The organism is Pseudoxanthomonas wuyuanensis, from assembly GCF_900215535.1.
In the GTDB taxonomy this organism is placed as follows: Bacteria; Pseudomonadota; Gammaproteobacteria; order Xanthomonadales; family Xanthomonadaceae; genus Pseudoxanthomonas_A; species Pseudoxanthomonas_A wuyuanensis.
Window position 1 is genome coordinate 118,648 of the sequence record NZ_OCND01000004.1, and the last position, 22,422, is coordinate 141,069.

Genomic DNA, 22,422 nt, shown 5'->3' on the forward strand with positions numbered 1-22,422 from the left:
TGAGCTGTTGAAAGGCGCCGAAGAGGGTTCCTCGTTCAAGTGCGGGAAACGCCTACTTGGAACCCAGTGGCCAGGGCAGTGCAGGACACCCCGTAAACACCCGCTGCGCGGGGCCGGCCCGCCATCGCAGATGGCGGGCGTTCGGCTACGCGCGAAGCGGTGCTTCGCAAGCGCTTGCCTCACCCCTGTGGGCTCTTCCGCGGCATCCATGCCGCGGACGGTCCCGCACCGCCCTGGTCACCGACTTCTGGGTACTTGGCTGGCGCTCGTAGAAAGGCGTTCCGAAGCCGAGCTCCTCCGAAAGTGGGCGAAGAAGAATCTGCAGGGATACCTCAGGCCAAGGCCCGCCCTACGGCGCTTCGACCAGGTAGCCCTTGGCCTGCAGTTGGCCCAGGTAGCCATCGGGTTTCAGAAGTTCGGCAATCGGCAATGTGGCAAAGCTGACCGGGTTGTTCTCCAGCGCCGTTTCCGCCGCGCTCATCCACTGGCTTCGGACTTTCGCAGGCAGGTCGTCGAGGCCGCGCTTTCTGGCGAACTCGGCGCTGGAGAACGCCGCTATGCATGCCGTCTGCTGGTTTTCGTACGGCAGCGCGCGCAGCCCTTCCACGTCGCCAACCGACCACGCGTTGGCGCGCTCCACCATCAGCGGCAGATCGTTCTCGATGCGCTCCAGGGTTGCGCGGAAGCATTCCAGATCGTCGAGCGAAGTCCGCTGGAATTCCTTGATCGTCGCCTTCGGCTGTTCGACCTTGAATTTCACCGTCGGCGAAGCGGTCCTGATGCCATGCCGCTTGACCGCCTTGTCCACCACCGGGCCGACGACTCCTGATTCGCTCAGGCCCGACTTCTTCAATGCCGCTTCGTAAAGCTCGCGCGCGGCGAACATCGGGCGCCATTTTTCCACGCCGGCATCATGGCCCAGGTATCGCGCCTTCAACACGCTCCAGCGCGCGTACAGATCCGCGGGCAGCACGTCCTTGAGCGTCGCCCCGTCCGGGTTCTTGCGCGCTTTCAGCAGCGACGGGATCAGGAACGCGCCGCGCACGATGCCGATATCCGCATCGAACGACACGCCCGGCGGGCGCACCACTTCCTGCGCCTGCGCAAGGATGGCCTCGGTTTCCGAAGACAGCCAGGTCATCTTTCTCGGCAACGGCGACAGCGTGCCCATCACCCACAGTACGTGTTCGCCCTTGGACACTTTCCACAATCCCGGGCCCGGCTGCGAACCGCTGACCACCACCGTGTCCATGTCGACGACCGCTTGCCCGCCGGCTGGCGCAGGTGCCGTGGCGCCAGCCTGCTCCGCGCCGTCGGCGGACGATTGCGCCAATGCCGGAGCGGCAACCAGGCAGAACAAGACACTGAGGGCAAGCAGGCGCATCCGCGGCACTCCATCGAACAGGGCGGACGGATTTGAGCACATACGCAGGCCAACGCCGTGGCCCATCGGTCACGCCGTCAGGCCATCTTCAGCCAACGCGGGCGCCGGCGGCACGGATCTGGTCGGCCACTTCGCTGCGCTCTTCCAGCAGTTGGAAACCCATCCAGACGAATCCCGGCGAAACCGAGCAATCCATCAGCGAATACTCGCCCAGCGAACGCGCGCTCTGCCAGATGCCGGCCGGTACCACCTGGGCCTGCTGGCCTCCGCGCGCCGAGGTGTCCAGCTGGGTACGGCTGAGCGAGCGGGTTTCCGGGTCGAACATCGACAGTTCCAATGGGCTGCCTTCGTGCCAGTCCCAGATTTCGGTCGCATCGACGCGATGCCAGCGGGTGACGATGCCGGCAGGGATCAGGAACTTGATGGCGGTCAGCGTGGGACGCTCGATGCCATTGACTTCCGTGCGTTTGCTGGATTCGAAGATACGACGGAAATAGCCTCCCTCGGGATGCGGGGCCAGTTCGAGCGTACGGATGAGCTCTTCGACGCGAGGATGCATACCGCATCCTATACGCTGCAGCGGACGTTTGTCGCGCCTGCGCGGATTGGCGGTCCCTCGCGCTCCGGGCAGGGCCAGCCCGGCCCATCGGCGCCTTGCGCATGGCCGGAACAATCGGTCCCGTCCATGCCGGAGATATCGGTTACGATTCGCCACGGAGGGATGTCGGCCGCCATGCCGGCCAGGGCACCCTATGAACCGCAGCGATGACGATTTCATCAGTATCCGCGGCGCGCGCTTGCCGCTGCGGGCGCTGCTGGATCCGCGTATCCGCGATGCGGGATTTGTCGCCAGCCTGCGGCGGCGGCTGGAACGCGCAGCGCCATTCCCGCATCTGATACTGCACGGGTTGTTCCACCCGCTGCTGCTGGAGCAGGTATCGACGGAATTCGAACGCGTCCCCGCCGATGGCTGGCGCGCCTATCGAAACCGCCACGAACGGACGTTCCGCGCTTCGCCACTGGCGCTGCCGGGCCCAGCATCCCGTCTGTATTTCGGTCTGGTCAACTCTGCCGAATTCATCCGCTTCCTTTGCCGCGTAACCGGGTCCGACGCGCTGGTTGTCGACCCCGATCTGTTCGGTGGAGGCCTGCATGAAAGCCGCAATGGCGGGCACTTCGGCATCCATCGCGATTTCGACCGCCATCCGCAGACCGGCCTGCGCAACCGGATGGTGCTGCTGACCTATCTGAACAAGGATTGGAACGGCGACTGGGGCGGCGAACTGGAACTATGGGATTCGGAACAGCGCGCCTGCGTGACGCGGGTGGCGCCGGAATTCGGCGTCTCGCTGCTGATGCTGCATGGCCCCACCAGCTATCACGGCCATCCGGCTCCTTTGCGGATGCCTGCGGAGACGGCGCGGCGTTCGCTGGCCAGCTACTTCTACGCCGCGCCGGAGAACAGCGCCGCTGCCGGCGAAACCACCACCGAATTTCTGCAGCCAATGCTGCGCCATGCGTTTACCTGGGGAACCATCCGTCTGCTGCGCCGCTGGACGCCGCCGGCGATTTGGGATGCCGCAAGACGGCTGCGGCGGTCCTGGAACCGTTGAGCGTTTTTTTGTCCGGACTGTTTGCAATCCCGCCATGACCAGCGATTTCCGTTGCGGTCTTCACCCTGGACCCCTGCGCGGGAGCGACGAAACCAGGTCCTTTTCCGATCTCCGGAACAAGAAGAAACTACATCCGCCCCTGGGAACTGGACGCCCTACCCGTCCGCGCAGGCGGATGTCCATTGCCTGCGCGCAGGCATACCCAGAAGAAGACCAGCAGATCTATCGAGTACCGTTTGAGCAGCCGCCGCGGTTCGCGGGACAGGCGGTACAGCCATTCCATCCTCAGTCTGCGTACCCAGACGGGCGCCCGTTTGGCCGTTCCCGACAGGAAATCCAGCAGTGCGCCCACGCCCATCATCACCGGCGCGTCGATCGCATCGCTGTTGTCGAGTATCCACTGTTCCTGCAGTGGATTTCCGAACGCCACCAGCACCACCTCCGCACCACTGGCGTTGATGCGGGCCGCCAGGTCCGGGCCGGCGGCGGCGAACTCGCCATAGCCGTCGCAGGTTCCCACTACCTGATGCCCGAACCGCTCCGCCAGCGCACGCGCCGCCTGTTCGGCGATGCCCGGTTTGCTCCCGAACAGGAAGAACCGCAGTGGCCGCTGGCTGCCGCCGCAAAAGCGCGGAAACAGATCGCTGCCGTTGAGGTTTTCGGCAAACCCCTTGCGATGGATCAGCCGCGCCGCCAGTTCCAGGCCGATGCCGTCGTTGACGATGCATACCGGCGCCGACTGGATGCGCGGTATGAGCGGCCTGCAGCGGACGACGAAATTGGTGTTGGCGAAGAACAACCGCAGCTTTCCGCGCTGGTCGCATGCCTGGTACAGGGCCTGGCAAACCTCCGGTGCGGAAGCGGAAACGATGTCGAATCCGCCCAGGTTGATCGTGTTTGCGCCCGCTATCGCAGTCGGCATGATGCCACTCCCGGCGCCTGCAAAGTCGCGCCCATCACCATAGCTCATAAGGAAACGCAGCCATCAAACCCCGCTGCAGGCGATGCAGTTCGAAGTCGCCGTTGCCGCCCTTCTGCAGGCATTCCTCCACCGAACTGCCGGAATGCCATTGCATGCGGCCGGTGCCGTGGTAGTAATCGTCGTACTTGAACTGGTTCTCGCCGTTGCCGCTGTCTAGGTAGACCGCCGGCACCCCGTAGGCCTCGGCCAGGATGATGCCGTGCAGCGAGCTGGAGACCACCAGCCTGGCCGCCAGCAACCGGCGGACGAAATCCACCGGCTTGCAGGTCGGCAGCACCAGTTGTTCGCGATAACGGTCGAACTTGCCGGCGGGCTCGTTGAAATGCGGCACCACGACAAAATCGCGGACCGGCGCAGTGTCCAGCAGGGCCGCAGGAAAGAACAGCGGCATCAGCAAGGCCGGGTCGCCATAGACGGGCGGCGCCTCGATGCCTTTCCCGGCCAGAAACCGGCGCGTCAGCGGCCCGCGCACCGCGCGCACGTCCAGGTGCCGGAACGCATGCCGTTGCTCCGGAATCTTGCCGTTGATGCCGCTGCCCCACACCGTTTCTCCATCCCTGGCGTTGTGCAGCACCGACCCCACCGCGAACAGACGATGATTGCGATCGCGTTTTTCGCGCAGGGCAAGATCCCGCAGCGACAGCATCGACGATACGATCACTTTCGAAAGGTAATCGCCAACATTCACCGAACCGTCGGCAGGCTCCCACCAATAGAGGCAGCGGCGCTCGGTTCTTGCCAGCCATGCATCAAGCAACATCGGCACTCTCGTTCTCCTGTTGTGTGTGGGGCCGCCGCTCGTCCGCCGCAGCGGCGCACCGTCGCCGGCCATCCGGTTCACAGCCGCGTATCGGCATAGGCTTCGGGATGCAGCACGCGATCGACGGTGTCGGACCAGTCCAGGCACTGCCGAAAACGTATCCGCGGCGCGCGCAATGCCGCGTCGATGGCGGCGACAATCGACTGCGCGTCGCCGGGCGTATAGCCGAAACGGGAGCGGTATCCGCCGACGACCGCATTCGGGCATACCGCCGGCAACGCGAAGTAGTCGTATTGCAGCAGCTTCAGCGAACTGTCGGCCAGATACACCGGCACATCTTCCGAGGCATAGGGCGCAATGCCGAAGCTGGCGTGCTTGATGTAGGGGATGGTCTGACGGTGCGGCATTTCCCCGTAGACGATCACGTTGTCGCCATAGCCCGGCATTCGCCCCCTGCCCGAGCCGATCACATGGAAGGTGACCTGCGGAAACGCCCGGCTGGCGCAGACGAAGAAATCCGGGTCGAACAGCATCGAACCCACCGCCACCGCATGCACGCCTTCGCCATAGGGCGAAGGATCGCCCAGCGTGGCCAGCTCCGGATCCACGCCATGGCCAACCCGATAGACATTGCCGCGGCTGGGAATGCCGTCGGCCATCGCCGAAGACACCAGCACCACGGCATCCAGTTCGCCGGCCACCCGGGCGAAGGTGTCCTTGACGTGCTGGGCGACGTTGATCGTGTCCAGGCCATCGGAAGCGCGATAGATCAGCCGCGCGTGCGGATTCAATTGCCTGGCCAGGGCGATGAACTCGACCGCCAGTCCGCTTTCGAAGATCACCACATCCGCTTCCCGAATCCATTGGCGCAGGACCGCTGGCGGAAAGGCCGCATAGGCGCGGAACAGCAGCCCCTCCAGCGGCCGCAGCCAGCCACGCCGCGTATTGAACGGATGCAGCGGCGTCTTCCACAGAAAACATTCCACTCCGTTGATCGATTCGATGCGATTGGCCTTGCCGTCCAGCGACAGGCGTATGTCGCCGGTCCTGCGCGACAGCCAGCTGTAGCGCAACGAGAAGAACCGAGTGGGACCGCGCCTGGCCAGTTCGTCGGCGATGAAGTGGATATTGGCCCGCCGCGGCGTGCGGTAGTCGTGCGCCGAAAGCACCAGGTATTTTTTTGCCGGACCGGTTTGGCCGCCTTCAGTGGCGGCCGCGACAGACGCTTGCGCTGGCATGGACAGGCTCATCGGCACTTCTCCAAAGGGTGGATGCGAAAACGGCTGCGAACGCGCGGCTCAGTACGCCATTCGTGCCGCGGCCAGGTGGACCGGCGCGGCCTCATGCCGGCCTCAGCAGGTGCCGGCTTCCCAGGATGTCCGCCACATCGCGGCGGAATCCCGGCCATAGCAGGCAGACCAGCGCCAGCATCGCTGCGGCAGCGCCGCCCCCGGCAAGCAGCCGCAGCGCGGACGCGTGGCCGGCCGTCAGTTCGCACACCAGCCAGGCCGCCGCCGCGCACAGCGCATAGCCGGCAATCGCGCGCGCACCATTGCCGAACATGCGGCCCGCGGGCGCATCGGACAGCCTGCCGATCCACCACAGCACCGATGGCCACAGCAGCGCCGTGCCTACCGCATACCCGGTGGCCACACCCAACACGCCCCAGTAGGAACCGGCCACGATGCACGCAATCAGAAAACTGCGGCTGACGATGGCGTAGCGCAGCTGCGCGCCGGTCAGGCCTTTGGACAGGAACACCCAGTAGGCGGCATACGCGGCCATCTGGAACGTCGCACCGATGGCCAGAATCCTGAAAACAGGGATGGCCGGCTGCCACTGCTTTCCCAGCACCAGCAGAATCAACGGTTCGGCCAGCGCGCAACCGATTGCGAACAGCGCCACCATGAAGTGCACCATCACCGTCTGGCCGCGCAACAGGAACGCGTTGTAGCGCAACGGCTCCCCGCGCAACCGGGACAGCGTGGGCAACGCCACCGAGGTGGCCGGCGCGTTGAGCTGGTTCAGCGGCATCGTCACCAGCGCGAACGCGCGATTGAACTGGCCCAGCGCCACCGACCCTAGCCGCTGGCCGATGATCACCTGGCCAATGTTGTTGCTGGCATAGGCCAGCAACTGCGTGGCCATCAGCGCCCAGCCGAAGTTCAGCAGGCCTCCCATCTGCGCGCCGCGATGCGGCAATCCGGGCAGCCAGCGCGTGGCCACGGCCATCAGCAGCAGGATCACGATGCCCTGCACCAGTTGCTGGATCACCAACGCCCAGTAACCGGCCCCCGCCAGCGCAGCGGCCACCGCAACCGCCAGACCGGCCACCTGCCCGATCACGTCCGCAGAAGCCAGGCGCCCGAAACGCATGTCGCGATTCAGATGCGCGCGGAACTGGGTGGTGATGCCATTGAACACGAAGGTCAGCGCCAGCACCTGGGTGATGACGCGCAACTCCGGCTCCTTGTACAGCGCGGCAATGGCGCCTGCGCCCAGGTATACCGCCAGCCCCAGCGCGCTGCCGAACAGCGTGTTGAGCCAGAACAGATTGTCGCGCTGCTCGCGGCTGAGCAGCGGTGCCTGCACCGCGGCGGTGGAAAGACCGAAGTCGCGGACGATCTCGCCAACGCCGACGATCGCCATCACCATCGCCACCAGTCCGTAGTCGCGCGGCGACAGCAACCGTGCCAGCAACACGATGCCGCCGAACTGCACGGCGACCTTGGCCAGCTGTGCGCCCATGGTGACCGCGGCGCCGCTGGCCGCCCTGGCGGCCAGCGAGCGCTCGACCGGCGGCGGAAGCTTTTCTTCTCCCATCGCTCAGCCTTCCTTGGCCGCGCGCAGCGCCGCTGCGTAGGCTTCATGGTGCTGCCTGCCCAGCTTGTCCCAATCGCGTGCGGAAAGATCCGGCGGCGCGACGGCGCCGCGATGGCGGATGCTGGCCAGCGTTTCGGCCAGCACCCGCGCATCCAGTTCGTCGCGATACAGGAACACCCAGCCCGGACCGACTTCGTCGGCGATCGCCGCATTGGCCTGGTTCCACGGCGCCAGTACCGGCCTGGCCAGCGACAACGCCAACAGCAGCGTGCCCGAGTTGTGCATCTGCCGGTACGGCAGCACGATCAGTTCTGCCTGGCCGATTTCGCTGGCCAGTTCGGCATCTTCGACATAGCGCAGCGTGGCGCTGATGCGGTTGTCGCTGCGGCAGGCCTGGCGCACTTCCTCGGCGATGCCATCGGTAGCCGGATTGCCGACGATGTGCAGGCTCACTTCCGCATCGGCGACATTCGCCATGGTCGCCAGCAGCGTCTCCACGCCCTTGTAGGGCCGCAGCAACCCGAAATGCAGCAACCTGCCGCGCACCGGTTGCGACGCCGGCATCGACGCGAACCAGTCCCGGTAGTGGCCATGCAGGATGGTGACGGTCATCGGCGGGCGCGGCTCGGTGGTGGCGTTGATGCGTATCCACACCGTGGTCAGCCTGTCCAGCCATGCCAGCAACGCGCGCTCGCGCCGGCTGCTGCCTTCGTGCGGCTGCAGGTTGTGCAGCGTCCGTACCACCGGCGTCCTGGTCGCCCACAGCTTCAGCAACAACAGAAGGGCGCCAAGTTGCTTGAACGCGGTGCCCAGCCGGCTGCGGTGCCTGACCAGGTATTCGGGCCAATGCACATGGAAAACGTCGTAGCCGGAGAACAGCGCACGCAGCATCGAGAAATACTCCACCCGCAGTCCCGGAGGCAGCGAAGCCAGCAACTGGATCAGGTAGGGATTGGTGGTCCTGGAGGGCAGACCGGAAGACTGCAGCACCGTAATCCCTGCCGGGGGCGGCTGCGGAAGCGATGAAGCGCTCATGCGGCAACCGTCCCTGCCGGTGCCAGCGCTGCGCGATACTCGTCCTGATAGCAGCGCACCACCCGCTCCCAGTCGTAGCCTTCTGCATAGGCCATTGCCGCGCTGCGGCGCGCATGGAAGCCAGCCTGGTCGATATCCGCCAGCCGGCGCAGCGCCTGCGCCGCCGCTTCCGGCCGCCCTGGCTGGACCAGCGCGCCGATCCCGGATTCGTCGATCAGCTTGGCGAACGGCGGAATATCGCTGAGCAGCGGAACCAGTCCCGCGCTCATCGCCTCTATCGGCGCAATGCCGAAACCCTCGTGGCGGGACAGGCAGAGGAAGTACTGCGCGCCGCTCAGCAGGTTCGCCAGTTGCGTCTGCGACGGCGACTGTTCGACGCGCACCTGCGCCTGCAACCCGCGTGCGGCGATGGCGGCCCGCAGTGCCTCGCGATCCAGATCGTAGGGGCGCCCGGCAACGATCAGGCGCCACTCGGGGTCCATCGCCAACAGGTGCTGGAACAGGTCCAGCATCTCCGGGAGCCCCTTGTTGACCGACCAGCGGCCGAAATAGATGGCGGTCTTCCCCGGCGCCCTGCCGCCCAGATCGGCGAACTTGGTCGTGTCCACGCCGTTCTGGATCACCTTCAGCCGCTCGCCGGCGACGATGGCGGAAAACAGCTGGCCGTCATTCTCGCTGGTGGCGATGATGCGGCGATAGGCCAGCGACGATGCGCGGGTAATGCTTCTGAACCACAGTTGCTTCAGCCGCGATGCGTAGGCGGTATGGAAGAAGCCGCCATGGGTCGAGGCCACCATCGGCACGCCATGCAGCGCCCGCGTCGCGGCCAGGTAATCGAAGAAGAAGTCGATGCCATGCACATGCACCAGATCGGCGCCGCGGACGGCCGCAACCACCGACGGCGTCAGCGGATAGCGCGTTGAGCCCGAGTAGCGCAGGCGCCGGACCGGGATGCCGTAGTGGATTTCCGACTCCGGCAGTTCGCCCTCGCCGCCGTTGAACAGCCGGTTCAATGTCACCACCTCGACGCGATCGTCGCCGGCTTGCAGGTGGCGGCGGGCGATGTTCAACACCACTTCCTCCATGCCGCCGACGGAGGGATGGAACTGGCGCACGACATGCACGACCTTCATCGCCACCGCTCCGCTGCGCCAGACACGTTCACCGTTGCCCGCCTCATTTCCGTTTCCCGTATTGCGGGCGCCGGGCGCCAATGGCCCAGGGCGCCAGGTTCATGAAGATCCACCGCAACGGCAGGCTCAGGCACAGCGCCACTGCGGTCACCAGCAGCGCCCAGCCCAGGCCCGGCCGGGCTCCGTCGGCGAACCATCCGGCCAGCGATGCGACGCCGGAAAGCACGAAGAACACCAGGATGTGCGTGCACAGGATCAGCAGCGTATTGCGGCCTATCCACTGCACCGCAGGCCAGCGCTGGATCAGCCGCGCGCCACACAGCGTCGCGGCGATGCCCAACCCGCTGGCCACGAAGAACTTCCAGCGCGATGCGCCGAATTCGAGCTGATTGATGTCGACCCGCCCGTTGCCCAGGGCCAGCCAAAGCCAGGGCACGGCCAATGCCAGCGCGAGCAGCAGGTTGGCCCACGGCGATTGCGGCAACCGCAACGCGCCTGCCGCCGCGGCGCCGGCGGCAAAGAAGAACAGCGAGACCGGCAGGACATCCAGCGCGAACGGCAGCCGGATGCCGTTGCCCGGAAACAGGCCAATCCATACCCACGCCAGCGCCAGGCTGACCAGCGCGATCACGCCGGCACGCCAGTGGCGGCGCCAGCCGATATAGGCGGCCGTGGTGACAAACAGCGCCAGCAGGAACCAGATGGCAGGATGCACGTACAGCCTTGGCCCAATCCCGGTCAGCAATCCGTCCAGCGGCTCCCACCACGGCTGGCTGCCCCAGCGCAGCGCCTTCTCGCCGACGTTGCGGGTCAGCAGCCAGTAGCCGTAGCCCAGCAGGAAGAAGCACAGGTAAGGCAGCAGCAGCGTCCGCGCCAGCCGCAACAGCGACTGGCCATAGCTGCGCGCGCTGCCATGCGCCTCCAGCACCCAGCCCGACAGGAAGAAGAACAGCGGCACATGGAAGCTGTAGGCCAGCACGGTATAGGTTTGCGGCACGCCCTTGGCATGCCCCAGCACCACCATGACGATCGCCACCGCCTTGGCCGCGTCGATGCGCGCATCGCGGCTCGACGCCGCAGGCGCCGCTTCGTCGGCGCCAGCAGAGACCGCCGGCCAGCGCATCGCCGGCACGCCGCTCATGCCGTCCCAGGGCGCGACGGCCCCAATGGCAGCCGGCGCCGGTCGCCGGCGGCCACCACGGTGGCGTCCAGCGCCGCCCGGAACGCCGGTTGCTGCCACAGGTATCCGCATACGAACCACCACAGCGCCGCGGTCTTCACCGAAAAATAGCCGTTGGACACCAGCAGGCTCAGCGAGAACGCAAACATGAAAAGGTTCTTGAACGCCTGCCCGTCGCTGCTGCGCAACATCAACAGGAAGGAGTACGCCAGCAGGAACGCCAGCACCACCACGATCGACTGCGAGGCGATGAAATAGGCGATGCCGCTGTCGAAATAGCGGTAGGCAGACCCCGGCTCCAATCCGAACCACTCCGCCGGCGACAGGTTCCGCATCGAATCGACGGTGAAGAAGATGCGGCCGATCATCGTGTCCTCGTAATGATCCACGCGCATCGCTTCGACCAGCAGCCAGCCGGCCAGCAGCACAACGAAGAAAATGACGAACGAAAGCCGCTGATCGATACGCCGCAACAGCGGCGCCAACAGCAGCATCATCAGGCAGGTGCCGCTGGCGAGCCGGCTGTCGGAGGCGCCGAGCAGGAACACGATCAGCAGGAACGAGAACGCCAGCCTCTTCCAGGAAAAGCCTTGCCAGAACGCCAGCACTGCGGCGCAGAAGAAAATGATGAAGTTGCCCATGGTGATGGGCTCGACGAAGATCGAGGAAGCCCGCGCAAGGTCGGTCCCCGGCAGCCAGTTGCGTTCGCCCGGCCGGGTGGCGCTGATGTAGAGATTGCTGTCCTCGTTCCAGAACCCTTCCTCGGTGGCGCCGCGGGTATTGACGAAATAGCTCTTGGGATTGACCACGTCGCCATAGCTCTGCGGCGCGGCAATCTCGAAAACCGCCACGATGGCGACCACCGCCGCCAGCCTCAGCACCAGCGCAGGCAGCGAGCCGCGGTAGGCGGCGCCCAGGACCAGAAAGGCAAACGGGATGATGGCGTCGCGAGCGAACTTGGGATCGATCTGCCAGGTCACTATGAACCGCGCCAGGCTGACCAGCACTATCAGTCCGATCCCGGTCAGTACGATGGCCGTCTTCTGCCTGTCCAGCGACCAGATGCCAAGCCCGAAGCAGGCGGTATAGATCAGCAGTTCGGCCAGGTAGGCCATGCCGGGGCCAACCGCGAACACCTGCGCATTGAGCACGGCCAACAGGAAGTTGTAGCCAACGCCGACCAGCAGCACCAGCTCGATGAGCAGCTTGTGGCAGCGTCCGGCATTGGTCACAGGCGGATCCTCCCGGCGGCGCGACCGGTTCCGGTACGGCCGGCCGCGTCCGGAGCCGTCGCCTTGCGTTGGCAAGCCCGCTGCGGCATGCCGCCCATGGCTGCCATGGCCGTACGGATCGGAGGCATCGCCGGCATCAATAGGCCGTCTTCTGGCCGAGCACCTTCACCGAAGTGAGCGCGAGGATCTTCAGATCCAGCCATAGCGACCAGCGACGGATGTAATCCAGGTCGTACTGCACGCGCTTTTTCATGTCGCGCAGCTCCGGGGTTTCGCCGCGGAAACCGTTGACCTGCGCCCAGCCGGTGATGCCAGGCTTGACGTAGTGGCGCTGCATGTAGCGATTGATCAGATTCTGGTAGTGGCTGTTGTGCTGCACCGCATGCGGACGCGGGCCGACCACCGACATGCTGCCGCCAAGCACGTTGAACAGCTGCGGCAGCTCGTCCAGGCTGGTCCTGCGCAGGAAAGCGCCGAAGCGGGTGACCCGCGGGTCGCCGCGCGTGGCCTGACTCAGGTGAGGCCCCTGTTCCTGGTGCACCCGCATCGAGCGGAACTTGAGCATCTGGAATTCGCGCCCGCCCAGGCCATGGCGCTTCTGCCGGAACAGCACCGGTCCCGGCGAACTCAGCTTCACTCCGATGGCGATGGCGATCATCAGCGGCGCCAGCAGCGTCAGCGCCAGCAGCGCCACCAGTTTGTCCATCACCGCCTTGGCGACGACGTGATAATGATCCCGGTCCACTCCGCCCTGGCGAAGATTGATCATCGGTACGTTTCCGATCTGTTCGCCGGACTGGTTGAGCGTGCCGAAGTCGAACAGGTCCGGCACCAGCTTGACCTTGATGGGAACGGTATCCAGCGCCGCCAGCAGCGACTTGATGCGTTCCCGTTCGCCGAGCGGAAGCGAGATCCATACCTGCTCGATGGACTCGTCGTTGGACAGGAAATCGGCCATCTGCTCGGGTTCGCCCAGGCAGGGCAGGTTTTCCGAATAGTCGCCCAGCACCATGTCGTAGCGCGTGCGGAAATAGCCGACGATCTGCATGCCCACCCACGGATTCCGCCGCAGATAGTGATGCAGCTTCACCACCGGCGGCCGCAAGCCGACAACCACGACGCGCTGCACGTCCACGCCGCGGCTGCGCAACCGGTTGAGCAGGTTGCGCACCAGCGTGCGCGACAACGCCAACGCGGCGAATCCGCCCAGGTACCAGTAGCCAAGCCAGAGCCGGGAGATATCCTGCCCCAGTTGCACGATCAGCGCATGCGCCGAGAACAGGACGAAAACGCCGCTCCAGGCCAGTGCCAGAACGCCGAACTCGCGCCCCAGGGTTCTTCCGCGCCAGCTGCGGTACAGCGGGAAAAGGCTGAAACAGATGATCGCGTACAGCAACGCGGTGCCGATGGCGACGCGGTAACCCGATGCGGGCAACCAGGTTTCGAAGCGCAGCCGGTAGGCAATCAGGCCGGCGGCCACCACGATCGCCAGGTCGGAGATGCGTAGCAGCACGTCGGCGGCGGCGGAGTATTTCGACAACAACCGCGGCGACGAAGTCACGTTGGTGGTACTGCTCAAGTCGGCCAATAGCATGTTCTTGTTCCTATCCAAATCCGGAGGACAGGAGTGCGGGGGAACACCCATACCTGCCGGATCTCGATATCGTCTGCCGCGACCGCCGCAATGCCCTCCAGCATCGACCCCAGGTCAACAGCAGTTCGTTTACCGCAACTACTAGAAGAGAGTGAACCTACATGCTTGAAGTCTCTTTATCTGAAGTTCTGCTGCATTGCAACAATCGCATACAAAGCACAATCCGGCCAGAGAGCCAGGTCTAAGTTTCGAATCGTTTTCCGGACTGAACTGGCATTTTTCGGGATGAACTCCTCTTCTTTCACGAGATTTTCATCACATCGACTACCAACAAAATCGCAGGTGGCGCTGCGGCAATTCCAGAGAAACCGGTCACGCCGATGGACGCCGGGGTTCGCGCAGGAAATAGCGCACCAATGCGACCACGAGCCCAAAGAACACACCGAACACGGCCGCCAACGCCAGGTTCAGCGCGAGCCGCGGCGAGTGCGGCCGGCCAGACACATCGGCGGTATCGACAATGGTGACGTTGTTGCTGCCGACATCGCCGACCACGCCGATCTCCTTGAATCGCTGCAGCAGTCCGTCGTAGAGCTGGCGGTTGGTGTCGACTTCGCGCTTGAGCATGTTGTAGCGGATGCTGCGGTTCTGCAGGTCCAGCTCTTCGCTCTTGAGGCGATCGATGCTCGACACGATCAGTTCCTCCTGCAATCGCGCGGTCTCGTATTCCTTGCGGATCGCTTCGCGGATGTTCGCCACTTCAGCGGCTATCTGCCGTTGCCGCTCGAAGATCTGGCTGTTGAGCCGCTGCATCTCCGGATAGTCGGGTTTGAAGGTAGGCAGCTTCTGCTGGTATTCCGAGGCCAGCTTGGCCTGTTCCGTGCGCAGGTTCTGCACCAGCGGACTGGACAGCACCTGCGGCAATCCCAGGCCATCGCCGGTCCTGGCCAACCGCCATCCTGCTTCGGCCTGGATGCGCGCCTGCTGCGCCGAGGCCAGCAGCGCATTCAGTTCGCTTAGATTCTGCGCCGGCAGCGAAGGCAGCCCTTCGCCGAGCGAGACGATCCTTTCCTCGCCGGAAAATTCCACCAGCTGCTTTTCGGACTGTTCGACGCGTCCGCGGATTTCGGCCAGACGTTCGGACAGGTACTTGACCGCAAAACTGGAAGCATCCACCCGCCGTTCAAGATTGCTGGCGATGAACGCCTTGGCATAGGCGTTGGCCACCTTGGCCGAAAGTTCCGGATCGGCCGAGGCGTAGTGAACCCTGACCAGACGCGACGACCGCACCGGCTCGATTTCCAGTCCTGCCAGCACCGGCGCAGTCAGCGCAAGTTCCACCGCTTCCTGCACGGTCGGCGAGCCGTCCGGACCGTCCGCGTTCCGCTTCGCGCGGCTGGCGGCCTTGTCGGCGATGTCCTTGAAGGCCGGATGCCTGGCCAGCTCCGCCTCCCTGATCACGCGACGGGCGAGCGAACGGCTCTGCAGCAATTCGTACTGGGTCTGATAGAAATCGCGATCGTTCGGCGATTCGGTGGGCATCAGCCCTTCCAGATTGACGACCTTCATCGCGTCGCGTTCGATCTGCAAGGTTGTGGTTGCTCGGAACGTCGGGGTGATCAGCAAGGTCGCCAGCAGCGCCAATCCCACCGCCAGCAGGGTAATACCAATCACAATCCACCACTGGCCGCGGATCGCGTACCAGTAGTCGTACAGGCCGGGCTGTGCCGCATGGTCGCCATGCGGCGCGGTTCCAGGTTCGCGGGAGTAGGTCGTGCTCATCGATATGCCCGCCAGACCATCACAAATGGGGTGAGCTCGAGCATGGTCCGCAGCAGCACGCGGGCATCGGAACGATAGACCACCACGATGTCGCCGCCATAGATATCAGGGTCGGGCATTCTGCCGCGCTCGATTTCCACCAGATCGAACCGGGCCACCATGCGTTGGCCCTGCACGCTGCGGAAGACGACGACATTGCGCCGGCTGGCGACGCTGCTGACCCCGCGGCCCAGCGCCAGCGCCTGCTGCAGGGTCAGGTGCGAACCCGCCATCGGATAGATGCCGGGCTGGTCGACCGCGCCGCTGACGGTCACCTTCTGGCTGGTGAACTCCTGGATCAGGATCGAAACCTGCGGGTCCTGCAGATAGCGTTCCCCGTAACGCGCAGCGACCGCCTGCTGCAGTTCGTTGAGGCTCATTCCGGCCGCCTGCACCACGCCGATCAGCGGCAGCGATATCCGTCCCTCGTTGTCGACACGCACCTCCCGCTCCAGATCTTCGACCTGGAAGACCTTCACCAGCAGCAGATCGCCCGGTCCAATCCGGTATTCGGGGCGGCCGAGCGCTTCGCCCAACGGGTCGGCGGGGGGAAGCTCACGCGCGGGGGGAGCGCCGCTGCAACTGGCCAGCAACAACAGAGACAACGCAAACGTCACGCAAAGCGACGGGATCCTGCGGATAGGCATGTGGGGTGGTTACATCCGGGTCATTGGTGGGGGGACCGCTGCCGGTGAGGGGCAGGTCGAAACCATCGCGACCAGCTACGCACCATGGCGGCATTACAGTGACACGAAGTGCAATTCGAGAATGCGTCAGCGGGATGGTGTTTTTACTCAAATTTTCCCTAACCGCTCCTGAAATATCACAATCGAACGCATCCAAACGATGCAGTTGCAATCGGCAACAACTTTGAAAGGAGACATCAGTGCGAAGGACGCGTGAAGTCGCGGTTCGCACCACTTCGGTGAAAGCATCGGGCGCAATTGCGATTACCGTGCGCGAACAGGCATTCGCCGGCGCCATCCAGGCAACGCGTTGCGCTTTTGATTCGTCGTCATGATGTCAGCCCGTACGCGACAGGCCCGTGACGGCGCCATTGGGCGTACGCGTCGGAGGCATCGCCTTGGCCGTTGCCGACCGCAGGCCGTCGCTGCACGACGGCGAGACGGCGACGGTCATACGAACGGCCACGACAAGAAACGGACAAGACCCGCCGTACAGCGGACATCGCTGCCGCGGGCCACGAGTTGCTGCCAGGAAATATCGACTACCGGAATGCGATCGCGGTCCGACGCAAGTCCGCCAATGACCGCGGCGGTTATGCCCTGCAGGCAGAGGCCATGCGGGCTGCGATTCGCGATTGGTCGGGACGGCCGGATTTGAACCGACGACCCTCTGCCCCCCAGGCAGATGCGCTACCAGGCTGCGCTACGCCCCGAACGATGCGAATCCCCCGTCATTGCGACGGGGCGTGAATTATAGCCGCAATATCGCGGCTGTCCCAGCGCTTTGGCCGCCGGCCATGGATCTGCCGCGCTTACCGCCCTGTCCCGCCCCGGGGACGGCGCTCAGCGCCGCAGCAGGTGCAGGATTTCTTCCAGCTCCATCCGCACCTGCCTGACGATCTGGTTGCTCAGCGCCGACTCCTGCCGGGCGCCTTCGCCCTCCAGCCGCAGCCGGGCGCCGCCGATGGTGTAGCCCTGTTCGTACAGCAGGCTGCGGATCTGGCGCACCATCAGCACGTCATGGCGCTGGTAGTAGCGGCGGTTGCCGCGGCGCTTGACCGGTTCCAGGCTTGGAAACTCGGTCTCCCAGTAGCGCAGCACATGCGGCTTGACGTCGCACAGTTCGCTGACTTCACCGATGGTGAAGTAGCGCTTCGCCGGAATCGGCGGTAGTTCTCGGTTACTGCCCGGATCCAGCATAGGCTTCCACGCGCTCCTTGAGTTTCTGCCCCGGACGGAACGTCACCACGGTGCGCGCCGAAATCGGGATTTCCTCGCCGGTCTTGGGGTTACGGCCGGGACGCTGGTTCTTGCGGCGCAGGTCGAAGTTGCCGAAACCGGACAGCTTGACCTGCCGGCCCTGCTCCAGCGCATCGCGCAGCACGTCGAAATACGCGTCCACGAATTCCTTGGCTTCGCGCTTGTTCAATCCGACTTCGTCGAACAGGCGCTCGGCCATTTCCGCCTTCGTCAATGCCATCGGTCAATCGTCCCCGTGTCTCTTCCAGTCGATCACTGCCCAGCGCAGCCCGTGGAGCCGTTCATCCGCGAATCCTTGCGCCATGTTCCCGGCCGATGGCGGCAACCGCCTCGGACACCACCGTTTCCACGTCGCGGTCGGTCAGAGTGCGTGAGTTGTCCTGCAAAATCAAGCCTATAGCAAGACTCTTTTGACCCGATTCGACTCCCTGCCCCACATACCGGTCGAACAGCAGCAGATCCCGCAGCAGCGGGCCTGCGGCGGCGCGGACGGTCGCGGCAATCGCGGCCCAGGGCACGTCGTCGGCGACGACGAACGCGAGATCCCGGCGGACGGACGGGAAGCGGGACAGCTCGGCCGCGCGCGGGACGGCGCGCGCCAGCAGCGGCCCCAGGTCCGCTTCGAACGCAAAGACATCGCCGTCCAGATCCAGCGCGCGCGCCAGCCGCGGATGCAGCTGGCCGATCCAGCCGATGCGCTGCCCGCCGCGATAGATGTCGGCAGAGCGGCCCGGGTGCGCGAACGGCAGTTGCGATGGCCGGTACTCCAGCACCGCACCCGCAGCCGCGGCCAGGCTGTCCAGGTCGCCCTTCAGATCATGGAAGTCGACCTTGCGCGACGGCTCGCCCCATTGTTCTGCGTGGGCCTCGCCGCAGGCCGTGGCCGCCAGGCGCAGCGTCTCCTCCGGCGCATTTGCCCGGTCCCCGGCCCCCAGTCCCTGGTCCTTGCTCGCAAATACGTTGCCCAGCTCGAACAGCCGCACGCGCCCCGCCTGGCGCGCGACATTGCGCTGCAGTGCCGACACCAGCCCCGGCAGCAGCCGCGTGCGCATCACGCCCAGTTCGGCGCTGAGCGGGTTGGCCAGCGGCACCGCGCCTTCATCTGCGCCCCACAACTGCAGCAGCGCGCTTTCGACAAAGGCGTAGTTGACCGTTTCCAGATAGTCGCGCGCCGCCAGTTGCCGGCGCACGGTGGCGGCATCGATCTGGCCTTCGCTGGGCGCCGCGATGCGGGTGGCGCCGCCGGGCAGCGTGGTCGGGATGCGATCGTAGCCATGGATACGGGCCAGTTCCTCGATCAGATCCTCCTCGATGGCGATGTCGAAGCGACGGCTTGGCGCGGTCACGTTCCAGCCATCGGCAGTGGCGACCACCTGCATACCCAGGGCGCGCAGGATGCGTTCGATGTCGGCGTCGGCAATCTCGATGCCCAGCACCCGCGCGATGCGCGCGCGGCGCAGCTCGATGGCAACCGGCTTGGGCAGATGTTCCGGCAACACGGCTTCGATCACCGGCCCGGGCGAGCCGCCGGCCAGTTCGACGATCAGCCGGGTGGCCACTTCGATCGCCTGCACCGGCAATTGCGGGTCCACGCCGCGTTCGAAGCGGTGGCCGGCATCGGTATGCAGGCCCAGCTTGCGGCCGCGGCCGATGATCGCCGATGGAATCCAGTGCGCGGCTTCCAGGAATACATTGCGCGTCGCATCGGTCACCCGGGTGTCGAAGCCCCCCATGATGCCGCCCAGCGCGACCGCGCGACCGCCAGGACCGCCCTGGCTGCTGTCGGATACCACCAGGAAATCCTCGCTGAGCGACACCATGCGGCCATCGAGCAGCTTGGTTGTCTCACCGTCGCGCGCGTGCCGCACCACGATGGGACCTTCCAGCAGATCGCGATCGAAGGCATGCATCGGCTGGCCGAGTTCCAGCATCACGTACTGCGTCACATCGACCAGGAAGCTGATCGGGCGAACGCCGCTACGGCGCAGACGCTCGGCCATCCACACCGGCGTAGCCACGCTGGCGTTCACGCCTTCGATCACGCGCCCGGCGAAGCGCGGCACTTTGGCACCGGCGTCCAGCTCGACCGCCAGCGTGCTGTCGGTCAGCGCCGGCATCGGAGTGGCGTCGAAGGCCACCACCGCGCTGGCGCAGGCGGCAGCGACATCGTAGGCGATGCCGCGCACGCCGAAACAGTCGGCACGGTTGGGGGTCAACTTGATCTCGATGCTGGCGTCCGGCAGGCCAAGGTAGTCGGCGACGGGCGCACCGATCGGCGCATCGTCGGGCAGTTCCAGCAGGCCGGATGCATCGGCGTCGATGCCCAGCTCCTTGGCCGAGCACAGCATGCCGTTGGATTCCACGCCGCGCAGCTTGGCCGCCTTGATGGCGATACCGCCGACATTGGCGCCCACCAGGGCCAGCGGCGCCACCAGGCCCGCACGCGCATTGGGCGCGCCACAGACGATCTGCAGCGATTGGCCCTGCCCGGCATCGACCTGGCAGATCTGCAGGCGATCGGCTTCGGGATGCCTGACGCAATCGACGATACGCGCGACCACCACATTGGCCAGCTCATCGCCCAGCGCAACGACCTCTTCCACTTCCAGGCCGATGGCGGTCAGCATCGCCGCCAGTTCGTCGCGGGAGGCCTGGGTGGGAACGTGACTGCGCAGCCAGTTTTCGCTGAATTTCATTCTGAAATTCCGTGATTCGTGATTCGTGATTGGGGATTCGTCAACAATGCTCGTCTGTCGGGATCCGGGCCGTTTCGGTGCCGCTTCCGCGAATCACCAATCCCGAATCCCGTGGCTCAGGCAAACTGCCTGAGGAACCGCACATCGTTGTCGAAGAACGCGCGTAGATCGTTGACGCCGTAGCGCAGCATCGCAAAGCGCTCCACGCCCATGCCGAAGGCAAAGCCGGTATAGCGCTCGGGATCGATGCCGCAGTTGCGCAGCACGTTGGGATGGACCATGCCGCAACCCAGCACCTCCAGCCAGCGGGTGCTGCCATCCGGCTGCTGCCAGGCGATGTCGACCTCGGCGCCAGGTTCCACGAACGGGAAGTAGCTGGGACGGAAACGCATCTGGAAATCGCGCTCGAAGAAGGCGCGCACGAATTCGGCCAGCGTGCCCTTCAGGTCGGCCAGCGTGGAATGCTCATCCACCAGCAGGCCTTCGACCTGGTGGAACATCGGCGAGTGGGTCTGATCGCTGTCGCTGCGGTACACCTTGCCGGCGGCGATCATCCGCAGCGGCGGCTGATGCGAGTCCATGTAGCGCACCTGCACGCCGGAGGTATGCGTGCGCAGCAAACGGCCGTCGCCAAAGTAGAACGTATCGTGCATCGCACGCGCCGGGTGGTGCGGCGGGAAGTTCAGCGCTTCGAAGTTGTGCCAATCGTCCTCGATTTCCGGACCGTCGGCCAGCTCGTAGCCCAGACGGCCGAAGATGTCGGCGATGCGCTCAAGCGTGCGGCTGATCGGGTGCAGTCCGCCGCGGCCGCCATTGCGCCCCGGAAGGGTGACGTCGATGGTTTCGCCGGACAGGCGCGCGTCCAGCGCAGCGTCTTCCAGCAATGTCTTGCGCGCCGACAGCGCTTCGGCGATGGCATCGCGGGCGCGGTTGATCGCCTCGCCCGCGGCCTTGCGCTGGTCGCCCGACAATGTACCCAGCTGTTTCAGCTGCGCGGTGATGCTGCCGTGCTTGCCCAGCAGCGCCACGCGCAGGTGCTCCAGCGCATCGGGCGTCTGCGCCGAGGCGATATCGGCCAACGCTTGCGTGGAAAGAGATTCGATTTCGCTCATGGACGGTCAGACCTTGAAAGCAACTTCTGTGGGAGCGACGCAAGTCGCGATGGCGCCCCGATTGCCGGTCAGGGTACGCGATGAAGAACGCGCCGCAGCGCGCCCGTATGGTGAACGGCAGGCTGCAATCGCTATCCGGTTCGCAACCCCAAACCGTCGTTCCCACAGAAAAATATAGTCAAGCCACAAAAAACAATGGGGAAGGACTTGCGCCCTTCCCCACGTGTTCGGCGATGGACTGCCGGTACTGCTTTACGGTGGAGATCGCTGGCTTACGCCGCGAGTGCGCCCTTGGCCTTTTCCGCCAGGGCCGCAAAACCGGTCGCGTCATGCACGGCGATATCCGCCAGCACCTTGCGGTCCAGGGTGATGCCAGCCTTCAGCAGACCGTTCATGAAACGGCTGTAGCTCAGGCCATTGATGCGGGCCGCCGCATTGATGCGGGTGATCCACAGCGAACGGAAATTGCGCTTCTTCTGCTTGCGGCCGATGTAGGCGTACTGACCGGCCTTGATGACCGCCTGCTTGGCGACGCGGAACACCTTGCGGCGGGCGTTGTAATAGCCCTTGGCCAGGTGCAGGACTTTCTTGTGACGGCGGCGTGCGGTAACGCCACGTTTGACTCGTGCCATGACTCAGGTCCTCAGAGGTAAGGAAGCATACGGTTCAGACGGCCGCTGTCCTCGGCGCGAATGATATTCGTCGCACGCAGGCCGCGCTTCCGCTTGGTCGCTTTCTTGGTGAGGATATGGCTACGGTTGGCGTGGCCAGCCTTGAATTTGCCGGAAGCGGTCTTCCGGAAACGCTTGGCCGCCGCCCGGTGGGTCTTGATCTTGGGCATTGCGATGTCCTTGGGAGTTTTATGTCACTGACCTGGGCGGCAGCCTCACCCGATTAAAGGTGGCCACGCTTTCCATCCATGCCCATGCCGGCTTGTAAGTCGTTGAATCCAGAGAGGAAACCCCGACGGGTCCATCGGCTGCGAACAGCCTCCCGGCGTACCGGGCCGCACATTATGCCCGGGACTGGATTCCCTTGCAAATCAGGGGGTTTGGGGCCAGGGATACAGGATTCTTGGCTACGGCAGAAATGCCCCTTGTAGGAGCGACGT

Annotated in this window: 20 protein-coding genes and 1 tRNA gene; 1 reads left to right on the forward strand and 20 read right to left on the reverse strand. The window is 65.0% G+C overall.

Features of this window, described 5'->3' with window-relative positions; genetic code table 11:
- Nucleotides 1–349 precede the first annotated feature (349 nt).
- On the reverse strand, nucleotides 350–1,384 hold the full coding sequence (locus CRO39_RS09840) for a TraB/GumN family protein (protein WP_097121738.1): 1,035 nt from the start codon (nucleotides 1,382–1,384) through the stop codon (nucleotides 350–352).
- An 88-nt stretch (nucleotides 1,385–1,472) separates the two neighbouring features.
- Nucleotides 1,473–1,943 carry a cupin domain-containing protein gene (locus CRO39_RS09845; protein ID WP_097121739.1) on the reverse strand — a complete coding sequence of 157 codons (471 nt, stop codon included), beginning with the start codon at nucleotides 1,941–1,943 and terminating at the stop codon, nucleotides 1,473–1,475.
- A gap of 193 nt (nucleotides 1,944–2,136) precedes the next feature.
- Here CRO39_RS09845 and CRO39_RS09850 point away from each other — a divergent pair, with 193 nt between their 5' ends.
- On the forward strand, nucleotides 2,137–2,997 hold the full coding sequence (locus CRO39_RS09850; protein ID WP_162125774.1) for a 2OG-Fe(II) oxygenase: 861 nt from the start codon (nucleotides 2,137–2,139) through the stop codon (nucleotides 2,995–2,997).
- A gap of 127 nt (nucleotides 2,998–3,124) precedes the next feature.
- Here the strand turns inward: CRO39_RS09850 and CRO39_RS09855 are convergent, their stop codons facing one another.
- The 18 genes from CRO39_RS09855 to rpmI all read right to left on the reverse strand — a co-directional run bounded on the left by CRO39_RS09855 (nucleotide 3,125) and on the right by rpmI (nucleotide 22,152).
- The gene (locus tag CRO39_RS09855) at nucleotides 3,125–3,967 is read right to left on the reverse strand and encodes a WecB/TagA/CpsF family glycosyltransferase (protein ID WP_425479679.1); all 843 of its coding nucleotides are present in this window, start codon (nucleotides 3,965–3,967) and stop codon (nucleotides 3,125–3,127) included.
- Nucleotides 3,954–4,739 (reverse strand): polysaccharide pyruvyl transferase family protein, encoded by a 786-nt coding sequence (locus tag CRO39_RS09860; RefSeq protein ID WP_097121741.1) that lies wholly within the window; start codon nucleotides 4,737–4,739, stop codon nucleotides 3,954–3,956. The genes CRO39_RS09855 and CRO39_RS09860 overlap by 14 nt, the downstream gene beginning before the upstream one ends.
- Nucleotides 4,740–4,816: 77 nt before the next feature.
- Nucleotides 4,817–5,989 (reverse strand): GumK N-terminal domain-containing glycosyltransferase, encoded by a 1,173-nt coding sequence (locus tag CRO39_RS09865; RefSeq protein ID WP_162125773.1) that lies wholly within the window; start codon nucleotides 5,987–5,989, stop codon nucleotides 4,817–4,819.
- Between the two features lie 91 nt (nucleotides 5,990–6,080).
- A complete protein-coding gene (locus CRO39_RS09870; RefSeq protein ID WP_097121742.1) occupies nucleotides 6,081–7,562 on the reverse strand; it encodes a lipopolysaccharide biosynthesis protein in 1,482 nt (493 codons plus the stop codon).
- Between the two features lie 3 nt (nucleotides 7,563–7,565).
- Nucleotides 7,566–8,597 (reverse strand): glycosyltransferase, encoded by a 1,032-nt coding sequence (locus tag CRO39_RS09875; RefSeq protein ID WP_097121743.1) that lies wholly within the window; start codon nucleotides 8,595–8,597, stop codon nucleotides 7,566–7,568.
- The gene (locus tag CRO39_RS09880) at nucleotides 8,594–9,730 is read right to left on the reverse strand and encodes a glycosyltransferase family 4 protein (RefSeq protein ID WP_097121744.1); all 1,137 of its coding nucleotides are present in this window, start codon (nucleotides 9,728–9,730) and stop codon (nucleotides 8,594–8,596) included. The genes CRO39_RS09875 and CRO39_RS09880 overlap by 4 nt, the downstream gene beginning before the upstream one ends.
- A gap of 43 nt (nucleotides 9,731–9,773) precedes the next feature.
- Nucleotides 9,774–10,871: an acyltransferase family protein gene (locus CRO39_RS09885; protein WP_097121745.1), complete on the reverse strand. Its 1,098-nt coding sequence runs from the start codon at nucleotides 10,869–10,871 to the stop codon at nucleotides 9,774–9,776.
- Nucleotides 10,868–12,142, reverse strand: a complete 1,275-nt coding sequence (locus CRO39_RS09890; RefSeq protein WP_097121746.1) for a polysaccharide biosynthesis protein GumE — start codon at nucleotides 12,140–12,142, stop codon at nucleotides 10,868–10,870. The genes CRO39_RS09885 and CRO39_RS09890 overlap by 4 nt, the downstream gene beginning before the upstream one ends.
- Before the next feature lie 136 nt (nucleotides 12,143–12,278).
- Nucleotides 12,279–13,736 carry an undecaprenyl-phosphate glucose phosphotransferase gene (locus CRO39_RS09895; RefSeq protein WP_097121747.1) on the reverse strand — a complete coding sequence of 486 codons (1,458 nt, stop codon included), beginning with the start codon at nucleotides 13,734–13,736 and terminating at the stop codon, nucleotides 12,279–12,281.
- A gap of 372 nt (nucleotides 13,737–14,108) precedes the next feature.
- On the reverse strand, nucleotides 14,109–15,518 hold the full coding sequence (locus CRO39_RS09900) for a GumC family protein (RefSeq protein ID WP_097121748.1): 1,410 nt from the start codon (nucleotides 15,516–15,518) through the stop codon (nucleotides 14,109–14,111).
- Nucleotides 15,515–16,204, reverse strand: coding sequence for a polysaccharide biosynthesis/export family protein (locus CRO39_RS09905; protein ID WP_097121749.1), 690 nt, complete (start codon nucleotides 16,202–16,204; stop codon nucleotides 15,515–15,517). Before CRO39_RS09905 ends, CRO39_RS09900 begins: the two co-directional genes overlap by 4 nt.
- A gap of 675 nt (nucleotides 16,205–16,879) precedes the next feature.
- Nucleotides 16,880–16,956: transfer RNA gene (locus CRO39_RS09910), tRNA-Pro, on the reverse strand.
- 130 nt (nucleotides 16,957–17,086) lie between these two features.
- Nucleotides 17,087–17,443, reverse strand: a complete 357-nt coding sequence (locus CRO39_RS09915) for a MerR family transcriptional regulator (RefSeq protein WP_097121750.1) — start codon at nucleotides 17,441–17,443, stop codon at nucleotides 17,087–17,089.
- A complete protein-coding gene (locus tag CRO39_RS09920; RefSeq protein ID WP_097121753.1) occupies nucleotides 17,424–17,723 on the reverse strand; it encodes an integration host factor subunit alpha in 300 nt (99 codons plus the stop codon). The genes CRO39_RS09915 and CRO39_RS09920 overlap by 20 nt, the downstream gene beginning before the upstream one ends.
- Before the next feature lie 61 nt (nucleotides 17,724–17,784).
- Nucleotides 17,785–20,199 (reverse strand): phenylalanine--tRNA ligase subunit beta, encoded by a 2,415-nt coding sequence (pheT, locus tag CRO39_RS09925; RefSeq protein WP_097121754.1) that lies wholly within the window; start codon nucleotides 20,197–20,199, stop codon nucleotides 17,785–17,787.
- A 116-nt stretch (nucleotides 20,200–20,315) separates the two neighbouring features.
- Nucleotides 20,316–21,311 (reverse strand): phenylalanine--tRNA ligase subunit alpha, encoded by a 996-nt coding sequence (locus CRO39_RS09930; protein WP_097121755.1) that lies wholly within the window; start codon nucleotides 21,309–21,311, stop codon nucleotides 20,316–20,318.
- A gap of 272 nt (nucleotides 21,312–21,583) precedes the next feature.
- Nucleotides 21,584–21,943 (reverse strand): 50S ribosomal protein L20, encoded by a 360-nt coding sequence (rplT, locus tag CRO39_RS09935; RefSeq protein WP_055936072.1) that lies wholly within the window; start codon nucleotides 21,941–21,943, stop codon nucleotides 21,584–21,586.
- Between the two features lie 11 nt (nucleotides 21,944–21,954).
- Nucleotides 21,955–22,152, reverse strand: a complete 198-nt coding sequence (rpmI, locus tag CRO39_RS09940; protein WP_014160066.1) for a 50S ribosomal protein L35 — start codon at nucleotides 22,150–22,152, stop codon at nucleotides 21,955–21,957.
- Between the last annotated feature and the right edge of the window lie 270 nt (nucleotides 22,153–22,422).